The 19,388-nt window shown below is 66.2% G+C and carries 16 protein-coding genes; 15 read left to right on the top strand and 1 reads right to left on the bottom strand.

Going from position 1 to position 19,388, the window contains the following annotated elements:
- Positions 1-15: 15 nt before the first annotated feature.
- The 5 genes from JZY06_RS04450 to JZY06_RS04470 all read left to right on the top strand — a co-directional run bounded on the left by JZY06_RS04450 (position 16) and on the right by JZY06_RS04470 (position 4,184).
- Complete coding sequence (locus JZY06_RS04450; RefSeq protein WP_207118603.1) at positions 16-957, top strand: Ppx/GppA phosphatase family protein; 942 nt, start codon at positions 16-18, stop codon at positions 955-957.
- Between the two features lie 29 nt (positions 958-986).
- Positions 987-2,390 (top strand): hypothetical protein, encoded by a 1,404-nt coding sequence (locus JZY06_RS12195; RefSeq protein WP_242516651.1) that lies wholly within the window; start codon positions 987-989, stop codon positions 2,388-2,390.
- 144 nt (positions 2,391-2,534) lie between these two features.
- Positions 2,535-3,362, top strand: a complete 828-nt coding sequence (gene proC / locus JZY06_RS04460; RefSeq protein WP_207118605.1) for a pyrroline-5-carboxylate reductase — start codon at positions 2,535-2,537, stop codon at positions 3,360-3,362.
- A 255-nt stretch (positions 3,363-3,617) separates the two neighbouring features.
- Positions 3,618-3,809, top strand: a complete 192-nt coding sequence (locus tag JZY06_RS04465; RefSeq protein ID WP_207118607.1) for a helix-turn-helix domain-containing protein — start codon at positions 3,618-3,620, stop codon at positions 3,807-3,809.
- Positions 3,810-4,082: 273 nt separating this feature from the next.
- Positions 4,083-4,184, top strand: coding sequence for a 30S ribosomal protein bS22 (locus tag JZY06_RS04470; RefSeq protein ID WP_003855542.1), 102 nt, complete (start codon positions 4,083-4,085; stop codon positions 4,182-4,184).
- A 149-nt stretch (positions 4,185-4,333) separates the two neighbouring features.
- On the opposite strand, the gene JZY06_RS04475 is transcribed toward JZY06_RS04470, so the two are convergent.
- Complete coding sequence (locus JZY06_RS04475; RefSeq protein ID WP_330617115.1) at positions 4,334-5,374, bottom strand: HAD family hydrolase; 1,041 nt, start codon at positions 5,372-5,374, stop codon at positions 4,334-4,336.
- 224 nt (positions 5,375-5,598) lie between these two features.
- Here JZY06_RS04475 and JZY06_RS04480 point away from each other — a divergent pair, with 224 nt between their 5' ends.
- The 10 genes from JZY06_RS04480 (at position 5,599) to hemL (ending at position 19,356) form a co-directional block, all read left to right on the top strand.
- On the top strand, positions 5,599-5,832 hold the full coding sequence (locus tag JZY06_RS04480) for a glutaredoxin family protein (protein WP_207118609.1): 234 nt from the start codon (positions 5,599-5,601) through the stop codon (positions 5,830-5,832).
- A gap of 178 nt (positions 5,833-6,010) precedes the next feature.
- Positions 6,011-7,516 (top strand): glutamyl-tRNA reductase, encoded by a 1,506-nt coding sequence (locus tag JZY06_RS04485; protein ID WP_207118611.1) that lies wholly within the window; start codon positions 6,011-6,013, stop codon positions 7,514-7,516.
- An 83-nt stretch (positions 7,517-7,599) separates the two neighbouring features.
- On the top strand, positions 7,600-8,550 hold the full coding sequence (gene hemC, locus JZY06_RS04490) for a hydroxymethylbilane synthase (protein WP_207118614.1): 951 nt from the start codon (positions 7,600-7,602) through the stop codon (positions 8,548-8,550).
- A 315-nt stretch (positions 8,551-8,865) separates the two neighbouring features.
- The gene (locus tag JZY06_RS04495; RefSeq protein ID WP_207118616.1) at positions 8,866-10,569 is read left to right on the top strand and encodes a bifunctional uroporphyrinogen-III C-methyltransferase/uroporphyrinogen-III synthase; all 1,704 of its coding nucleotides are present in this window, start codon (positions 8,866-8,868) and stop codon (positions 10,567-10,569) included.
- A gap of 162 nt (positions 10,570-10,731) precedes the next feature.
- Positions 10,732-11,754, top strand: a complete 1,023-nt coding sequence (hemB, locus tag JZY06_RS04500) for a porphobilinogen synthase (protein WP_207118618.1) — start codon at positions 10,732-10,734, stop codon at positions 11,752-11,754.
- Between the two features lie 188 nt (positions 11,755-11,942).
- Positions 11,943-12,521 (top strand): hypothetical protein, encoded by a 579-nt coding sequence (locus JZY06_RS04505; protein WP_207118620.1) that lies wholly within the window; start codon positions 11,943-11,945, stop codon positions 12,519-12,521.
- 82 nt (positions 12,522-12,603) lie between these two features.
- On the top strand, positions 12,604-15,201 hold the full coding sequence (locus JZY06_RS04510; protein ID WP_207118622.1) for a heavy metal translocating P-type ATPase: 2,598 nt from the start codon (positions 12,604-12,606) through the stop codon (positions 15,199-15,201).
- Positions 15,202-15,361: 160 nt separating this feature from the next.
- Positions 15,362-16,423, top strand: coding sequence for a uroporphyrinogen decarboxylase (gene hemE / locus JZY06_RS04515; RefSeq protein WP_207118624.1), 1,062 nt, complete (start codon positions 15,362-15,364; stop codon positions 16,421-16,423).
- Positions 16,424-16,508: 85 nt separating this feature from the next.
- Positions 16,509-17,921 carry a protoporphyrinogen oxidase gene (locus tag JZY06_RS04520; protein WP_207118626.1) on the top strand — a complete coding sequence of 471 codons (1,413 nt, stop codon included), beginning with the start codon at positions 16,509-16,511 and terminating at the stop codon, positions 17,919-17,921.
- Between the two features lie 118 nt (positions 17,922-18,039).
- A complete protein-coding gene (gene hemL, locus JZY06_RS04525) occupies positions 18,040-19,356 on the top strand; it encodes a glutamate-1-semialdehyde 2,1-aminomutase (RefSeq protein ID WP_207118628.1) in 1,317 nt (438 codons plus the stop codon).
- Positions 19,357-19,388: the final 32 nt, after the last annotated feature.

Genomic DNA, 19,388 nt, shown 5'->3' on the forward strand with positions numbered 1-19,388 from the left:
ATTACCATTTGTGGTGTGCGTTTAGGTGTATTGGATGTGGGCAGCAATACTGTCCACCTCGTGGGCGTGGATGCCCGCCACGGCGGCCATCCCACCCCGATGAGCGATTGGAAGACGTCAATGCGTCTTGTCGAGTATCTCGACAAAGACGGCGCAATCAACGACAAAGGGGTATCCAGGCTGCTCAAGGGGGTCAAGGAAGCCCAGTCGATAGCCGGGCGCATCGGCTGCGAGGAACTGGTGCCGATAGCGACCTCGGCGATCCGGTCGGCGGCCAACGGTGACGAAGTCATTGATCTGGTGGAAAAAGAAACCGGCGTGCTGCTGCAGGTGCTCTCCGGGCAGGAGGAAGCGGAACTGACGTTTCTGGCGGTACGCCGCTGGTACGGGTGGTCGGCCGGGAGGATCGTCAATCTCGATATCGGGGGTGGCTCGCTGGAGATGTCCACCGGCACCGATGAAGTGCCCGATGTAGCCAAGAGCGTGGATTTGGGTGCCAACCGGCTCACCCACCAGTGGTTTGACACCGACCCCCCGGAGAAAAAGACCATTTCCCTGCTCAGGGACTATATTGATGCCGAATTGGCGGAGGCGGCAGGGCAGATCGGCAGGTGCGGCCCGGCGCAGAAAGCGGTCGGAACATCCAAGACCTTCCGCACGCTGGCCCGCCTGACCGGCGCGGCCCCCTCCTCGGCGGGTCCGCGTGTCGTTCGCTATTTGACGGCACCGGGGTTGAGGCAGCTGATAGCGTTCATATCGAGAATGACTGCAGCCGACCGCGCGGAACTGGAGGGGGTCAGCTCCAACAGATCCCACCAGATCGTTGCCGGTGCCCTCGTCGCGGAGGCGTCCATGCGTGCCCTGGACATCGACAGGCTCCAGATTTGTCCCTGGGCACTCAGAGAAGGCGTCATTTTACGCCGTATTGACAACCAATTGACCGATAACCGTGTTTAACTCGTAGGTCATAGGAAAGGAACGCGCACATGAGCGAGAAGAAACTCACCGTCGCGGAACTGATGGCTCGCGCAGCGCAGCAAAAAGGTACCCACGATGCCTCTGCGCCCCGCAGGCGCCGTCGGCGCTCCCTGGAAGAGGGCGGCGTGTCTGTGGCCGAATTAACCGGTTCGCTGCCGGCGGTGAAAGACAAACCGTCGGATTCCCGGCACACCAGCCAGCCAATCGACGATGAGGACAGTGCCTCGCGTATCAGTGCCTCGGAACTGGCGGCCCGCCGCGGCTTCGCCGCGCCGGTGGCCGGCCCCACCGACGCCGAACCCGCCCGCGGCGCCCACGAAGCCCCGCATGTCTCCGCGCACGCCGCCGACGACGACGATGACGACACCACCGCGGCTGCCGGCACCGCTACGGATACCGGCACCGGTGATCCGGCGGCCGGGACCACCACTGCGGCGGACCATGCTGATACCGCTGCCGCCGGTACCACCGAATCTGCCGCAGTGCTGCCGGGGGCCGGGTCCTTCCCCGACGGCGGTGGCGCACCCGCCGCCGAGCAGGCAGCCGGTGACACCGCACCTGCCGCCGGCACCCCCGAAGATGCGGGGGCTGCCGCCACCGACAGTGGGGCGGCCGCCACCGCGGAAGCCGACACCGCCCCCGCCGCCGAGACCCCCGCCGAGACCGCCGCCTTGGCCGCCGCCGCCACCGGCGCGGCGACGCCGCCGGCGGTTCCTTCCGCATTCGACAAGGCCGTTGCCGCCGCCAAAGCGCAGCGCGCCTACGCCGACGGCACCGAGACCACCCCGGAACAACCGGAGACCCCGGTCGACGGCACTGAGACCACCTCACCTGACCCGGCCCCGCGGCTGACAATGAATGTGGTCGATGAAAAAGACCCGGTGCAGCTGACCACCGGCAGCTTCCCGGCGGTGACTCCAGCGCAGGCGTCGGCCGCAGCCGCCCCCGATTCCACCGCCGCGGCGGCAGACAGCGGCACCGCCGCCGACACCGGTGATGGGTCCGCGCCCGCGGCTACGGCAACCGCCACCGACGATGCCACCGCCGCCGTGACTGCGGCCGCGGCCCCGGGGACAACCGCGGCGGTTCCCGCCACCACCGACGACAGTGCGGCGGACACCGTCGACGACGACGAAGACGACGAAGACGAGAACAGCACCCGGTCGACCATCTCGATTGTGATCATGGTTCTGGTCGCCCTGGTGCTGGCGGTGGTGATCTTCAAGGGCTTCGAACTGCTGTGGCAGAACCTCAATGTGTGGGTCACCGCGGCCCTAGCCTTCGCGGTCACCCTGGGCTGCGTCGGCGGGGTGCATGCCCTGCGCACCGAAAAAGACACCCTGTCGATGGGTCTTGCCGCCCTGGCCGGGCTGGCAGTGACCTTCGGCCCGCTGGCCGTGGTGGCCATGTAGGGGTAAGCACCGGGACAAACAGAAAAAACACCACTGTCGCCGGGTGGCTGTGCCGCACAGCCGCCCGGCAGCGGCCGGCGGCCGGCATCTTATTTCAACGGGGAAGAAGGTGCGTCGGCCGTTTTTTCGTGGCAGGGTGGGGCCATGATGAAAACAGCTATTCTCGGCGGCGGAAAAATCGGCGAGGCCCTTCTGGCCGGACTGATAGGCGGGGGCCAGCAGGCCAACACTATCCATGTCACCAACCGTGACAGTGACCGTGGCCGGGAGCTGACGGAGACCTACGGCATCACCCACTTCACCGACAATGCGGCGGCTGTGGCGGATATGGACGTGGTGTTTGTCTGTGTCAAACCCGCCGACACCGTCCGGGTTCTGCAGGAGGTCTCCGCAACACTGGACACCAACGACTCCGACACCCTGGTGGTGTCGATGGCCGCCGGAATCCCGATTGCGGCCCTGGAAGATGTGGTCAGCGCCGGAACACCAATCGTGCGGGTCATGCCCAACACCCCGATGCTCATCGGGCACGGCATGTCCGCGGTGGCCCGCGGGCGCTTCGTCTCCGACGACCAGCTCGACAAAATCACCGAACTGCTGGAAACCGTCGGGGATGTCGCCGTGGTCGAGGAATCCAAGATGGATGCGGTGACAGCCATGTCCGGTTCCTCCCCGGCATATCTGTTCCTTGTCGCCGAAGCAATGGTCGACGCCGGGGTGAACCTGGGTCTTGACCGCCAGTTGGCCGGGGAACTGGTGATCTCCACGCTGGAAGGCGCGGCGGCGATGATGAAAGAATCCGACCAGGAGCCGGTCGAGCTGAAAAATGATGTCTGCTCCCCGGGCGGCACCACCATCGCCGCGGTGCGCGCCCTGGAGGAAGCGGGCATCAGGGCGGCACTGTTCCGGGCCACCCAGGCCTGCGCCCACCGCTCCGCCGAACTGGGCGCACAACTGGCCCCGCCCCGCTGACCACCGACGGCACTGTTCGGGCGCAACAGTGGATAACGGGGATGTCCCCACCCCGGGAGTGCGCCCGGAAAAACGGCATCCACCTGCAGAAACAACCGGTTTCCGTCTCCGGTGCGGGGGCTGGACGGGGGACGGATTCGACCCCACCGGTCGCATCAGTCACACCGATCACGGTAAGCTTGTTCAAGCACGCGCGTGTTTACTCTGCGGGAGGGGAAGCCTGCAGCGCGAAGCGTGCTGAAGGGTTAACTGACAATGGCAAACGAAGACCAGGGAACATTTCTTACTGTCGCCGAAGTCGCCGACATTATGCGAGTGTCGAAGATGACGGTGTACCGGCTGGTTCACTCCGGTGAACTTCCCGCCGTGCGCGTCGGGCGTTCCTTCCGCGTGCATGAAAAAGCGGTGAAAGACTACTTGGACTCGTCCTACTACCAGGTCGGGTAACGCATCCGGAGCCGGCGGCCGCGGCCGCGTCACAGGTGATGCTTTTGGCCGCAGGCGGCTGCGTCGGTATTATGGCTACAATGCACGCCGGTGACCAGCCAACGGCACCGGGTGGCCGTATCCTGTGATGCGCCGGGAGGCTCTCCCCGCGCCGCGGCGCCCGTGGCCCTGGCCGTGTATGACGGTCCCCGGTCAGCAGCCGTGCCGGGAGGATTTCCACGGGCTGCATGGAAGCAAAAAAATTTTTAAGGCAACACGAAGCGAGGACACCCCATGGGTTCAGTGATCAAGAAGCGCCGCAAGCGCATGTCGAAGAAAAAGCACCGCAAGATGCTGCGCCGCACACGCGTCCAGCGCAGAAAACTCGGTAAGTAAGCTTCCCGGTAGTGTGGTGACACACCCCCGCCGGCGCGCGCACCGATCATCCTTCACCCCCGGTGGAGTGTGGTCAGGTGCGCGTTGTGCTTGTATCAGCCCCCCTGTATCCCCGCCCGGCCGGAACCGGCCAACGGGCGGGACGGGGGCTATTTTTTCATCCAGGTCAACCCGCCCCAGGTGAAAGCGGCGGTGATCAGTGCCGGAAGCCCGAAGGTGCGCACCGCTTTGCGCAGGGAGCGGAAATCGCGCACTTCCCAGCCCCGCCGGTCGGCCTCCCGGCGCAGTTTCCGGTCCGGGTTGATCGCCACCGCGGCCCCGACCATTGACAGCATCGGCACATCGTTGAAGGAATCGGAGTAGGCGGTGCAGCGGGACAAATCCAGCCCTTCGACGGTGGCCAGGGCGGCCACCGCCTTGGCTTTGCCGGGGCCGTGCAAAATATCGCCGACCAGCCTGCCGGTGAAACGGCCGTCATGGACCTCGGCCACCGTGCCCAGTGCGCCGGTGAACCCGAGCCGTTTGGCCAGAATCTGGGCCAGATGGACCGGGGTGGCGCTGACCAGCCACACCTGGTGGCCGTCGGCCAAATGCTCTTCGGCGGCCCGGCAGGTGCCCTCCCAGATTTTGTCGCTGACATTCTCGTCGACGATTTCCTCGCACAGGGCGACCAGCTCGTCGACTTTCCGGCCCTTGATGAATTCCAGCGCCTGGCGGCGGCCCTCGGCGACATCGGCGGCGTTTTCGGAACCGGTGATACGGAACTTCAGCTGCTTGTAGGCCACCGGGAGGATTTCCGAGAGGGAGAAATACCGTCTTTTCGCCAGGCCCATGGCAAAGACGATGATCGAGGCCCCCTGGATCAGCGTGTTGTCGACGTCGAAAAAAGCGGCCGCCCCGGCATCGGGTTCCACCCCGGGAGCCGGGTCGGAGACATGCGGCGCACCGGCGGCCTCCCAGGCGCCGCGCACCGTGTCGATGCCCTGGGTGTAGTCGTCAAGATCAAGATTGAACGCTTCGGCGACCGCGGCTGCCGCGGCGGCTTCACCGGCCTGCTTCTGGGAATCATCATCCAGGGGCGGCAGGGCGACGTCTTCGAAAAACCGCCTCAAACCGCCCCTGTTGAGCGTCCAGTTGGCCAGGAAATCCTCCGGCGAGGTGTAGGGGGAATTGTTGCTTGCACGGTCCACGGGGGTAACGCTTCAACCTTCACTCGGGGTTTGTGGGGGTGCGTTTGTCATGCACCAAGTCCACCTTTTTTTCAAAAAATTCGGTGTCTGTCCAGCCGAGCTTATCGGAAAAAACCGGTGGGCCGAATACGGCGGTCGGCCGGTGGTGCCGGGCGGGGTTGGCCCGCCCGGCCGGTAGGGTTGCAGGAGGAGATGGCAAGACAAAGAAAAAGGGTGTTCACCTAGTGAAGACTGTCGAATTGATCGTGCGTGACGGCTGTGGCTCCTGTGTGCGGGTGGAGCGGGACATCCGCGGTGTGGTGGCCCGGGCGGGATGGGATTTCAAGGTCATCGACACCGCCGATGATCCGGAGATCGCCGGGGAGTTCGGGGACCGGGTTCCGGTGGTGCTCGTCGACGGTGAGGAGTTCGCCTGCTGGGAGTGCGATCCGGATGAGTTAGCCCATGCTTTGTTGTGACCGGTGGGTGGGGGAGATAAGTTTGTAAGCACTGTGATTGATTGCTGGCATCATACTTTTGGTTGATCACGGGCTGATTGAAGGTTGGTGGCGGGTGGTGTCCGTCACCGATGAATAAAACACCGGCAACCCCGCCCCCGGCGGAGAACCAGACGAAAGGCGAGGCGAAGGTAACCGCATGAGTGTGCTCATTGTGGGGATGTCCCACCGTTCGGCCCCGGTGACCGTGCTGGAAAAAACCACCATGGATGTTTCCCGCCGCGCCGAGGCCTGCCGGATGCTGGTGGGCAAAGCCTCCGTTGACGAAGCGATGGTGGTCTCCACCTGCAACCGCGTCGAGGTCTATGCGGTCACCAGCTCCTTCCACACCGGTGTCACCGACATTGTGGAGGTGCTGGTCTCGCTGTCCGGGGTGGATGCGACCACCCTGCGCTCCCATCTGTATGTCCGCTACGCCGATGCCGCCGCCGAGCACCTGTTCGCCGTGGCCGCCGGAATGGATTCCATGGTTGTCGGCGAGCAGCAGATCATCGGCCAGGTGCGTGCCGCCTACCAGCAGGCCCACGAGCTGGGGACAGCCGGAAAATCCCTGCATCTGCTGGCCCAGTGCGCCCTGCACACCGGCAAACGGGTGCACAGCGAAACCGCCATCGACGATGAGGGTGCGTCCATGGTCTCGTTTGCTTTCGACCAGGCCTGCCGTGTGACCGGCTGGTCGGGGCATAACCCGCTTGAAGGTAAAACAGCTGTGGTGCTGGGGGCCGGGGCGATGGCGTCGCTGGCCGCCACCCACCTGGGGCGGCTGGGCGTGGGATCGCTGGTGCTGGCCAACCGGACCCGCGCCCGGGCCGACACCCTCGCCGAGCATTCCCGGCAGGCCGGGGTGCCTGCAACCGTTGTCGACTGGGGCAGCCGGGCCGCCGCGTTCCGCGATGCGGATCTGATTGTGTCGGCCTGCGGGGCGGGAATGTTTACCGTCGCCGCCGCCGATGTGCCGCTGCGCCGCGGCGCGGACAAGCCGCTGGTGTGCATCGATTTGTCGATGCCCCGCGATATCGATGATTCGGTGGCCGCCCGGCCCGGCATTGAGGTCGTCAATATTGAGTACCTGCACGCCACCCGCACCGACCCGACCGCCGACAGCCAGAAAAAAGCCCTCGCCATCCTGGCGGAGGAACTGGGCGCCTACTCGTCCGCGCAGCGGGTGCGCGATGTGGTTCCGGCGGTCTCCGCGCTGCGCCGTCACGCCGCTGAACTGGTTGATTCCGAACTTGCCCGGCTGGACAAGAAAACCCCCTCGCTCACCCCCGCCGAGCGCGCGGAGGTCGAACGCACCGTCAACCGCATTGTCGACAAGCTGCTGCACCAGCCGACCGTCCGGGTCAAGGAACTGGCCGCCCATTCCGGGTCGGTGAGCTACAAATCGGCCCTGCAGGAACTGTTCGGACTGGCGGAACGCCGCGCCCACAACAGCGACAACCTCATCCACATCGACCCGGCCAGCCTGCTGCACTCAGGTGGCGGCCGTGCCGGCCGCAGTGTCAGCCTCACCGGTGCGGTGGCCCAGGCGGAAGCCCATGAACTGGCCGATATGGCCAACCGGGGCCGTACCGTCAACCAGCAGCACCGGCATACCGTCACCGCCCACCGGATCAATCCCCGGGCGGCGGGCCAGGGCCGCTAGCCCGGGCGTGCGGGCCCGGCCCGCGGCGGTGGGTGGTGTGTTTCGTCCGTGTCCTCTTTTTCCCTAGTGATTGCGATAACCCGATGAACAGTGTTCCCGCCGATGATCCCTGCGCCACCGCCCCCGATCTTCACGCCCCCGCCATCCGGGTCGGCACCCGGGGGTCGGTGCTGGCGATGGCCCAGACGTCGACGGTGATCGCCGGCCTTTCCGCCGCCGGGGCGGGGGCGATCCGCCCCCGGGTGGTGACCACCCCGGGGGATGTCAACCATGATCCGGTGCACCGCATCGGGGTGGGGGTGTTCACCCAGGCTCTGCGGGAGGCCATGGCCGACGGCACCGTCGACTGTGCGGTGCATTCGTACAAGGATTTGCCCTCCGCGGCTGATCCCCGCTTCCATCTGGTGGTGCCGGTGCGCGCCCCGCGCCATGACGCCCTGGTCGCCCGCGACGGGATGGGGCTTGCCGATCTGCCCCGCGGGGCACGTGTGGGGACCTCCGCGCCGCGGCGGGTCAACCAGCTGCGGAAACTGCGCCCCGACCTGGATGTCCGTCCGCTGCGGGGCAATATCGACACCCGGATCGGGAAAGTCACCGGCGGGGAGCTTGATGCGGTGGTGCTGGCCTATGCCGGTCTGCTGCGCGGCGGGCGGGCACACACCGCCACCCACATCTTCACACCCGACGAACTCACCCCCGCTCCCGCCCAGGGGGCGCTGGCTGTCGAATGCCGGGCTGATGACCACGTGTTGACCGGGGTGCTGGACCGCCTGGCCGACCAGTGCGCCACCGTGGAAACCCGGGCCGAGCGCGCGGTGCTGGCCCGGCTGGGTGCCGGATGCACTTCCCCGGTTGCGGCCTGCGCCTTTGCCGATACCGCCCGTGGCAGCCTGCTGCTGTGCGCGGCGGTGACCGGGCCTGACGGGGCCGGTGAAGCGCGGGTGAAACTGACCGGCACCACCGCTGATCCGGAAGGGCTGGCGGGCCTGGTGGCCGAGGAGCTGCGGGCGGCCGGGTGCGGGCAGTGGCTGTGACAACCACCGGCAGATTCCACCCGCTTCGGCGGCGGCGATTTTCTTTGCCCCCCTCGGTGCTTTATCGTTGACCTAGCACACAGCGACCGCGCACCCGCAACCCGGGTGCGTTTTTGGCACCGGTTGCCGCGGGGGAGGATCCTTGTCGTCCCCCGGCTGCGTGCGGCAGGCACCAACCGGGCCGTCGGCCGGTCAACGGGGTGTTTTTTCCGTCCAGGCCCGGGCTGTTTAGTTTGCTCGCCGCTTACGTTCACCCCCGCCACCGTCACGCCGGTTGTACCGACAATCCAAGCGTAGAAAGCTTCGAGAAGACATATGACCACCGCCCGCCAGGCCACGACAGTGCCCACCCCGCCGCCGGGAACAGTCATCTTCGTCGGCGCCGGCCCCGGCAACCCGGAATTGATCACGGTCCGCGCCCGCGAGGTGCTGGCGCATACCGCCATCGCGGTCACCGACCCGAAGGTTCACCCGGGGGTGGTTGATCTTGTCGCCAGTGATCTGGCCGTCCCCCAGGCCACCATCGACCGGGCGGAAGCCGACTACGCGCAGCTGTGCGAGAAAGCCAAACAGGACGGTGCCCGGCGCAAACCGCCGCGGCCGCCGCTGCCCACCGCCGCCGATATCCGCCCGGTTGACGCCGACGCCGATCCCGCCCACGTCGCCGAGACACTCAAACAGGCTGTCGCCGACGGCAATGACGCCATCCGCCTGGTCACCGGCAACCCCCTCAACAGCGACCGGGTGCTGGCCGAAATCGATGCCGTCGCCCAAGCAGGCATCGACTTCCAGGTGGTTCCCGGTATGCCGGTCCCGGCCACCGTCCCGGCGTTCGCCGGCATCGCCCTGGGGTCGACCTACACCGAAACCGACATCACCAGCGGCACCGTCGACTGGGACCAGCTCTCCCGTGCCCCGCACCCGCTGGTGCTCCTGGCCACCTGCGAGCAGCTGCCCGAGATTTCGGCGAAACTGACCGAGCGCGGCCTGGCGGCCACCACACCGGTGTCGGTGACCGTCAACGGCACCACCCGCCTGCAGCGCACCTACGACCTGACGCTGGGTACGGTGGGCAAACTGGATGCCGATCTGCCCGGCTCCCTGGTGGTGGCCGTCGGGTTGAGCATGGATGACCGCACCAAATACTCGTGGTGGGAAAACCGGGCCCTCTACGGGTGGCGGGTGCTGGTTCCGCGGGCGAAAAAACAGGCCGCACCCATGTCGACCAGGCTGATCACCCACGGCGCGATCCCGCAGGAAGTGCCGACGATCTCGGTCGAACCGCCGCGCAATCCCGCGCAGATGGAACGCGCCGTCAAAGGCATTGTCGAGGGCCGCTACCAGTGGATCGTGCTCACTTCGGTCAACGCGGTCAAAGCCCTGTGGGACAAAATGGCCGACTTCGGTCTGGATGCCCGCGATTTCGCCGGGGTGCGCATCGCCGCGGTGGGGCACAAAACAGCCGCCGAAATCCGGCAGCTGGGAATCTCCCCGGAACTGACCCCGAAACCGAACCAGCAAAACGCCCACGGGCTGGTGGAGGTGTTCCCCGACTACGACGAGGATCTGGATCCGGTCGGCCGGGTGTTGCTTCCCCGCGCCGACATCGCCGGCGACACCCTGGTGGAGGGCCTGCAGGAGCTGGGCTGGGAAGTCGACGACATCACCGCCTACCGGACAGTCCGGGCCGCCCCGCCGGCCGCCGAAATCCGGGAAATGATCAAATCCGGTGGTTTCGACGCGGTGTGCTTCACCTCCCCGTCGACGGTGAAAAACCTGGTCGGTATCGCCGGTAAACCCCACCAGCGCACCATCATCTCCTGTATCGGCCCCACCACCGCCGACGCGGCCAAGGAACTGGGCCTGCGGGTGGATGTGGTGCCGGACACCGCCGGGGTCGCCGAACTGGTGGACGCGTTGGCCGACCATGTCGCCCAGCTGCGGGCCGCCGGGCAGCTGCCGCCGCCGAAAAAGAAACGCCGCGCCCGCCGCAGCGGCGGCGCCGACAAAAAATCCTGACGCCCCCGCTGTCCCCGGCCGGACTGCTGCCGCCCGCGCCGGGGGAGGGGGATGAAAAAACCTCCCGCGGCGGGTAGAAAAGGGTCCGGCCGGAAAAAACAGTCTCCGGCCACCGGTGCACCCGGTCCAGAAAAGATGAACAGGGGCGTAAAAGAAAAGATTATGGCCACCACTCCGTTTCCCCCCGCCGGCGGCTACCCGCGGCGCCGGCCCCGCAGGCTGCGCGGCTACCAGGCGATGCGGGACATGGTCGCTGAAACGACCCTTGCCGCCAACGATCTGATCTATCCGATGTTCGTCGCCGACGGTATCGCGGACAAAAACCCGATCAGCGCGATGCCCGGGCAGTACCAGCACACCATCGACAGCCTGAAATACGCGGTCAGCCAGGCCCTGGAAGCCGGGGTGCGCTGCGTGGATCTGTTCGGTGTGCCGCAGCAGGCCGACAAAGACCACCGCGGGTCGGCGGCTTTTTCCGACGACGGTATTTTGAACCGGGCGATCGCCAGCCTGCACACCGAATTCGGCGACGATGTGATGATCATGGCCGACACCTGCCTGGACGAATTCACCGACCACGGCCACTGCGGGGTGCTCACCGGCGACCATTTCGGCCGCACCGTCGTCGACAATGACGCCACCGTGGAACTGTACTGCCGGATGGCGCTGTCCCAGGCCCGGGCCGGGGCGCATATCGTCAGCCCGTCGGGAATGATGGACGGCCAGATCGGCGCGATCCGCGCCGCCCTGGACAAAGAGGGCTTCGAATCGGTGGCGATCATGGCCTACTCGGCCAAATACGCCTCCAGTTTCTTCGGCCCCTTCCGGGAAGCGGTCGGCTGCAGCCTGACCGGGGACCGCCGCACCTACCAGCAGGATCCGGCCAATATCACCGAATCGCTGCTGGAAGTGGACATGGATATCGCCGAAGGCGCCGACTTCGTGATGGTCAAACCGGCGCTGCCCTACCTGGATGTGCTCGCCCGGGTGGTTGACCGCAGCCCGGTGCCGGTGGCCGCCTACCAGGTCTCCGGGGAATACTCGATGATCCGGGCGGCCGGCGCCAACGGCTGGATCGACCAACAGGCGGTGATGATGGAATCACTGCTGTCGATCAAACGCGCCGGGGCCGGGCAGATTCTCACCTACTTCGCCGTCGACGCGGCCCGGGAGCTGTCCCGCTGACCGGTGGTGGGCGGCGGCTGCCGCGGCGCGGTGGCACGCAGGGCTGCACCACCCCGGATTTCCGTGCCGGGGATTTGACCCGGTAATCTTTGTCTGCCCGCCGGGCCGAAGGGTGTGTGCGGGCTGCCTGTCCCCGGGTGATCCCACCGCCCGTCGCCCCCAAAAGGAAAGTGTCCGGAAAATCCCCCATGCCGAGTGATCCCACCACCCCCAGCCGCAGCGGCACCCCCGACACTGACGCGGCCCCGGCCCACCGCATGCCGGAAGCCGTGCGCCTGGGCGGGGGAGCCTGGTATGTCGCGGTGGCGGTGGAAATCATCCACCAGGTGCTGTCGACGGTGATGCGGCTGATCGACCCCGGGGAGTTGACGTCGATCGCCCGGGACGCCGCCGGGGCGGACGCCCCGGAAGCCCTGGCCGACGGGACGGTGACGGCCACCATCATCACCGCCGGGGTGTTCAGTACCGCGGTGATGGTCTTTGTCGGCTGGGCGACAAGCGCTCTCACCCGCAACAACCGGCGGGCGCGCACCATGCGGATGCTGCTGGGCTATTTCACCGTGTTTTTCACCCTGCGGGCGATGCTGCTGTTTACCTCCGGGCAGACGATGACCGCCGATCAACCGCTGTGGTTGTCCGCCGTCGACGGTTCCCTGCAGATTCTGGCCGCCGCCGCGGCCGTGACCGGCACGGTGCTGCTGTTTCGGAAACAGGCAAACGAATTTTTCGCCGCCGCGGAACCGAAAAACCACCGCGACAGCCACTAGGCTGGGGCATGAACACCGTGTGCGGCACACCGTGCGCAGCACAATACGGTCACCACAATGAGTCGACAAAGGGGCAGCGGATATGGCGTTGGACGATACCGGTGACAGTTCGGTTGAGGCCGCCATCGCCGAAGCGAAGCTGGCCGCCCGCAACGCCGGGCTGTCGGCGGAACCGGCCGCGGGGGAGACCACCCACGGCACCGGCCCCGGCGACCATTTCGACTGGACTTCTTTCGCCCTGGAGATCGAGGAGATCCGCTCCGCGGCGCATATCGCCGACATCGAGCACGCCCTGACACAGGTCGCCGGGGTCAGGGCCAGTGTCATCTACGCCACCAACACCGCCTGGATTTCCGCCCCCGACTCGGTGGATCCGAACCTTCTGATCGAAAAACTCGACGATATCGGGGTCACCGCCTGGCTGACCCGCTCCAGTCTCAGGCGGCGTGCCGAAAGACTGCAGTCGGCCACCCGCCGCAACCGGCTCAGCTACCACCGGGGGGCCAGCTGGAAACTGCGCAGCCTGGGGATCAAGGGCATCGGTGGCAGGGACAGTGGGGAACGCACCGACGCCACCCGGGAAGAAGGCATCCTGCGCACCGATGTGCGGCTGATGCCGAAAGAAAAAGAACCCACCGATGTGCTGTTCACCGCCCGCGCGCTGGTGACCAGAACCCGCCTGGTGGTCTCTGTGCTGTTGACCATCCCGGTGCTGGTGATGGCCTATGACCGCAGCGCCCAATTCGACTACTGGCAGTGGGTGTCGCTGGCTCTTGCCACCCCGGTGGTGCTGTGGGGCGCCTGGCCCTTCCACCGGGCGGCGGTGGCGGGACTGCGGCGCGGCATGTCCGCCCTGGATGCGGCCTCGTCGGTGGCGATCATCGTGTCCTACCTGTGGTCGATCATCCTGCTCACCTCCACCCCGGCGGGGGAGGTGGGCTGGAAATCGAGCCCCGAATGGTTTGCCGTGCAGCATTCGGTCTTCGCTTCCGGGGAGCTGTTTTTGGATGTGGCCTGCGGCTGCACGGTGCTGCTGCTGTTCGGTCGGCTGCTGACCAGGTTCTCGGCGAGTTCACTGCTGGATGACAAACGCTGGCCGGAGGTCGACCCGCACGACGAAGTGCAGGTGGTGCGCAAAGACCCGGACACGAAGAAAATGACCTCCACCGCCATTGCGGTGCAGGAAATCCGGGTCGGCGACGACATCACCGTCGACGACGGCCACACCATCCCCTCCGACGGGCGGGTGATCGGCGGGTCGGCGAAAGTGCATCCCGGGCTGGTCGGCGGCGGGAACATGACGGTGGATGTGAAGGTCAACTCCACTGTCACCGCCGGATCGGTGGTGGAGGGCGGGCCGCTGAAAATCCGGGTCGCCAACACCGGGTCGCGGACCAAACTCGCCGCCATCAGACGGTGGCTGGTCGAATCCAGCCGGTACGGCAACCGTTCCGCCCAGCTGGCCACCCGCTCGGCCTCCCTGCTGGTGCCGTGGGCGATCAGCCTGTCGATGGTCGACTTCATTTTGTGGTGGCTGATCGGCGGGAACCTGAATTCGGCTTTCGCCACCGCCCTGGCGGTGCTGTGCTGTGTCGGGCCGGTGGCCCTGGCGTTGTCGACCTCGATCGCGATGCGGCTGGGGGTGGAAGCCGGGGTGCGCCGCGGGGTGCTGGTCCGGGATGCGGAAACCATCCGGGAACTCAACGAAATCACCACCGTGGTGTTCAACCGGGTGGGAACCCTGGCCGCCGGGGAAATGTCGGTGGAAACCATTACCGCGGAAGTCGGCGAAAACCCGGAACTGGTGCTCCGGGTGGCCGGTGCGCTGGCCATGGAATCGGATCACCCGGCCTCCCGGGCGCTGGTGAAAGCGGCCCGTGAAGCCCGGGATGCCGGCACCGGTGGCGAGGACATCCCCCACTGGATTGAAGCCAGTGACGTCCACTTCGACGGGCAGGGCGATTTCGTCGGCCGGGTGGAAATCCCGGTGGCCACCGCCGACGGGTCGACGGAGATGAAATTTGTCGACGCCCGACTGTGGCGGCCGAAGGATTTGTCCCAACTCCACGGGCGTATCGCCTCAGCCACGGTGGCCGGCGGCACCCCGCTGGTGGTGTCGTGGAAAGGCACGGTCCGCGGCGTGATCACCCTCTACGACCGGGTCAAAGACGACGCCCAGGACGCTGTCGGGGAGTTGGAGTCACTCGGCTACGAAACAGTGATGCTCACCCGCGACACCTATCCGGTGGCCCGCCGGTTCGCCGACAATCTGGGCATCAGCAAAGTGCTGGCCGGCATCAGCCCCGACAAGAAAGCCTCCGCGGTGCGCAGCGTGCACGCCGCCGGGGAAAAAGTCTGCTTCGTCGGGGACCCCTCGGTGCTGGGATGCCTGCGGGTGGCCGATGTCGGGGTGCTCATGGACGGCGACGACCGCATTGATGTGCCGGAAGCCGATGTGGTGATCCTGCGGCGGGAAGTGCAGTCCGTGACCGAGCTTCTGGTGCTCTCCCGGCGAGTGTCGGCCGTGGTGGACCGCAATATCGCCATCAGCTGGGTCTACAACGGGGTGGCGATCGCCGCCTCCTGCGCCGGGGTGCTGCACCCCATGGCCGCCACCGTGGCCATGATCGCCTCCTCGATGATCATCGAGGCCCGCTCCAACCGGGTGCGCAACTTCTAGCCGACGGACACGCGCCCGCACACAGCTGCACGGGAGATGTCCAACTTTGTGTGGGGGCACCCGTGCATCCTTTGTTTTCCCTGGTTGTCGGGCAGGTGAGGGCAGCTTTGCCCGGGTGCCGGTTTTTGCGTTCGTGTTGACTGGGGGCACTATTGAACCCATGACATCCCCCCGCAGGACCATTCCCGACGCACCGCTGATTGCCGCCGCCACAGGGTCGGTTCCCTCCCGGCAGCCTGTGTGGTTCATGCGCCAGGCCGGCCGCTCGCTGCCCGAATACCGGAAAGCCCGGGAAGGCATCGGCATGCTGGACGCCTGTTTCCGCCCCGACCTGCTGGCTGACATCACCTGCCAGCCGGTGCGCCGCCACGATGTCGATGCGGCGATCCTGTTCTCGGATATTGTGGTGCCGCTGAAAGCCGCCGGGGTGGATGTTGATATTGTTCCCGGCCGCGGACCCGTGATGGGCAAAGCCGTCACCACAAAAAGTGACGTCGACAACCTTCCCGTCCTCGACCATGAGGTGAGCCACGTTGCCGAGGGCATCGGCATTATTCTCGAGGAACTCCAGCCGGCGCAGGCGCTGATCGGTTTCGTCGGCGCGCCGTTTACCCTGGCCTCCTATCTGGTGGAGGGCGGCCCCAGCAAAAACCACTGCGCCACCAAGGCACTGATGCACGCGGAGCCGGAAATCTGGCATGCGCTCATGCGCAAAATAACCGACACCGTCATCCGCTTCCTGCGCACCCAGGTGGACGCCGGAATCGACTGCATGCAACTGTTCGACTCCTGGGCCGGGTACCTCACGGCCGCCGACTACCGGCGCCATGTGCTCCCCTATTCGGCGGAAATCCTCGCCACCGTGGACGGGGTCATCCCCCGCATCCACTTCGGGGTCACCACCGGGGAACTGCTCGCCCCCATGTCGACGGCCGGTGCTGAGGTGATGGGCGTTGACTGGCGGGTACCGCTCGACCAGGCCGCCCGGCGCATCTTCGACGCGTCCGGCGCGAAAGTGCTGCAGGGTAACCTCGACCCCGCGATGCTGTTTGCCGGGGAGCAGGTCATGGAAGAAGAAATCGGCCGTATCCACCGGGAGGCGGCCAGCGCCATGGCCAACGGCACCGCCTCGGGCCATATCTTCAACCTGGGCCACGGGGTCCTGCCCGACACCGACCCGGATGCGGTGACCCGCGCGGTGGAACTGATCCACGAACTGTAGGACAACCACCTGCACCACCGCCGGCAGCACACCGGTGACAACCCCACACATCACCACAAGCAGTAATGGAAGAGATGAACATCCCATGAAATACGCGGTAATCGGCGCCGGACTGGCGGGACTTGTAGCGGCCCGGGAATTAAGCAGAGCCGACAGTGATGCCCACATCGATGTGTTCGAGGGATCGGACCGTATCGGCGGCAAGCTGTACACCGTCCCCTACGACTGCGGCCCGGTGGATGTGGGAGCGGAAGCCTTCCTCGCGTTCCGGCAGGATGCCGTCGACTATTTCACTGACCTGGGGCTGGCGGACAAGATAGTCCATCCTTCCGGTCTCGGGTCGCTGATCTACTCCGGGGGCAAACTGCACCCCATGCCGCACCAGACGGTGATGGGCATTCCCGCCGCGGCAGCAGTTCTGGGGGATCTGGTCGACGGGGACACCGCCGCCCGCATCGAGGCGGAAAAAGACGCCGACCCCATTGACTGGGACACTGACGGCGACATGTCGATCGGTGAGCTGGTCGGGCAGCGCTTCGGCACCCAGGTGGTCGAACGTGTGGTGTGTGCCTTTTTGGGCGGTGTGTATTCCTGCCACGCCAACGATCTGGGGGTGCGCGCCACTGTCCCGCAGCTGGCGAAAGCACTCGACGACCTGGTGGAACACGGCGACAAAGTAACGCTTACCGCGGCCTGCCTGCGCATTGACGAAAAACGCCGGAAAGCGGCGGAAAAACAAACTGCGACCACCCCGAAAACCCGGCCCGTGTTCGGGTCGTTCACCGGCGGCTACGCCACCCTGTACGAGGCTTTGGCCGATGACATCCGGGGTGATATCTATCTGGAGACATTCATCACGGCCATCGACAAAACAGAGGCGGGCTACCGGCTCACAGGCGCGCCGGGCGACGGTTGTTACGACCGGATTGTGCTGGCCACACCGGCCCCCATGACCGCCCAACTGCTGACAAACATTGCCCCTGAAGCGGCTACCGCCCTAAAAACCGTGCGGCTGGCCTCCAGTGTGGTGGTGGGCATGAAATTCGCCCGAGACCCGGGCCTGCCGGACAACTCCGGGGTGCTGGTCGCCACCGATGAGGGCCTGCACGCCAAAGCGTTTACCTTCTCGTCGAAGAAATGGCCGCACCTGGCGGAACGCGGCGGCGCCCTGGTGCGCGCCTCCTTTGGCCGCCTGGGCGATGACACCGCCATGAAAGCCGACGATGACACCCTGGTCGACTGGGCGCTGGAAGATTTGCGCACCATCACCGGGGTGGACGGCATCGCCGCCGGACTGGACGAGATTTTCGTGCAGAAATGGTGGGGTGGTATTCCCCAGTACGGGCCGGACCATCTGGCAACCGTGGACAAAGCAACCGCGGCAATCGCGGGCGTTGACGGTCTGGCGGTCGCCGGTTCCTGGGTACGCGGCGTCGGGGTACCGGCCGTGATCGCCCAGGCACGGGAGGCAGCCAAAAACCTGGCCGCAAAACAGTAGGGCGCCGCACCGCGTTTAGCCTGTTGCATCCCGATCCGATGCGCTGCTACCGCACCGCCCGGCGCGCCCGGCCCCACAGGCCGGTCCGCCGGGCGGTGCGGTTTCCTACAATGGGGCCATGACTGCTCTTGATCCGACCTCCGCCCACACATCGACCTCCGCCGACTGGTTTGCCAGAGCCAGGAACGCCACTCCCGGTGGGGTGAATTCGCCGGTGCGTGCTTTCGGCTCCGTCGGCGGGCAGACCCGGTTCATCCAGAAAGCCAAGGGGTCGCGTCTGTTTGATGTGGACGGCAACGAATACGTCGACCTGTTCTGTTCCTGGGGGCCGATGCTCATGGGGCACGCCCACCCGGAGATTCTGGAAGCAGTCGCGAAAGCCGCCGAACACGGACTGTCTTTCGGCGCCCCCACCCCGGGGGAGGTCACCCTGGCGGAACGGGTGATTGAACGCACCAGCGTCGACGAGGTCCGCTTCGTCAACTCCGGCACCGAGGCCACCATGTCGGCGGTGCGGCTGGCCCGCGGATTCACCGGGCGGGAAAAAGTCATCAAATTCGCCGGCTGCTACCACGGGCATGTTGATGCGCTGCTGGTTGCCGCCGGTTCCGGGGTCGCCACTTTCGGCCTGCCGGATTCACCCGGGGTGACCGGCGCCACCGCCAAAGACACCATTGTGGTGCCCTACAACGATATCGCCGCTGTGGAACAGGCCTTTGCCGACAACGAGGGACAGATCGCCTGCGTGATCACCGAAGCCGCGGCCGGCAACATGGGCACCGTGGCGCCGAAAGACAACTTCAACCAGAAGCTTAAAGATATCTGCCATACCCACGGTGCACTGCTGATCCTGGATGAGGTGATGACCGGTTTCCGCACCTCCTACTCCGGCTGGTACGGCGTCGACGGGGTGGCCGGTGACATCACCACCTTCGGCAAAGTGATCTCCGGGGGGCTTCCGGCGGCCGCGTTCGGCGGGCGGAAAGACGTGATGGACAAACTGGCCCCCACCGGGCCGGTCTACCAGGCCGGCACCCTGTCCGGAAACCCGGTGGCCATGGCCGCCGGGGAAGCGTCGCTGCGGATCGCCACCAAAGAGGTCTATGACACGGTGCGGGCCAACGCCGACACACTGGCCGACATTGTCAGCCAGGCGCTGACCAGGGAAGGAGTGGCCCACCACATCCAGCGGGCCGCCACCATGCTGTCGGTTCGTTTCGCCGAAGGCGAAGGCCTGAACTTCGCCGACATGCAGGCCGCCGACACGTTCCGCTTCCCGCCGTTTTTCCATGCTCTGCTCGACCGCGGGGTGTTCATCTCCCCGTCGGTGTTTGAAACCTGGTTCGTCTCCGCGGTGCTCACCGACGATGACTTCCAGAGGATTGAAGACGCCATGGGCCCTGCCGCGAAAGCCGCGGCCGCCGCCACCGCATAGCCTGCCATGCCCCGGGCGGGCATATGCCCCGG

The sequence above is a fragment of the Corynebacterium mendelii genome (genome assembly GCF_017307055.1).
Taxonomy (GTDB): Bacteria; Actinomycetota; Actinomycetes; order Mycobacteriales; family Mycobacteriaceae; genus Corynebacterium; species Corynebacterium mendelii.

Coding starts and splice junctions, on each gene's coding strand:
- JZY06_RS12195 (WP_242516651.1), top strand. CDS start 987: ATGAGCGAGAAGAAACTCACCGTCGCGGAACTGATGGCTCGCGCAGCG.
- proC (WP_207118605.1), top strand. CDS start 2,535: ATGATGAAAACAGCTATTCTCGGCGGCGGAAAAATCGGCGAGGCCCTT.
- JZY06_RS04465 (WP_207118607.1), top strand. CDS start 3,618: ATGGCAAACGAAGACCAGGGAACATTTCTTACTGTCGCCGAAGTCGCC.
- JZY06_RS04470 (WP_003855542.1), top strand. CDS start 4,083: ATGGGTTCAGTGATCAAGAAGCGCCGCAAGCGCATGTCGAAGAAAAAG.
- JZY06_RS04485 (WP_207118611.1), top strand. CDS start 6,011: ATGAGTGTGCTCATTGTGGGGATGTCCCACCGTTCGGCCCCGGTGACC.
- hemC (WP_207118614.1), top strand. CDS start 7,600: ATGAACAGTGTTCCCGCCGATGATCCCTGCGCCACCGCCCCCGATCTT.
- JZY06_RS04495 (WP_207118616.1), top strand. CDS start 8,866: ATGACCACCGCCCGCCAGGCCACGACAGTGCCCACCCCGCCGCCGGGA.
- hemB (WP_207118618.1), top strand. CDS start 10,732: ATGGCCACCACTCCGTTTCCCCCCGCCGGCGGCTACCCGCGGCGCCGG.
- JZY06_RS04505 (WP_207118620.1), top strand. CDS start 11,943: ATGCCGAGTGATCCCACCACCCCCAGCCGCAGCGGCACCCCCGACACT.
- JZY06_RS04510 (WP_207118622.1), top strand. CDS start 12,604: ATGGCGTTGGACGATACCGGTGACAGTTCGGTTGAGGCCGCCATCGCC.
- hemE (WP_207118624.1), top strand. CDS start 15,362: ATGACATCCCCCCGCAGGACCATTCCCGACGCACCGCTGATTGCCGCC.
- JZY06_RS04520 (WP_207118626.1), top strand. CDS start 16,509: ATGAAATACGCGGTAATCGGCGCCGGACTGGCGGGACTTGTAGCGGCC.
- hemL (WP_207118628.1), top strand. CDS start 18,040: ATGACTGCTCTTGATCCGACCTCCGCCCACACATCGACCTCCGCCGAC.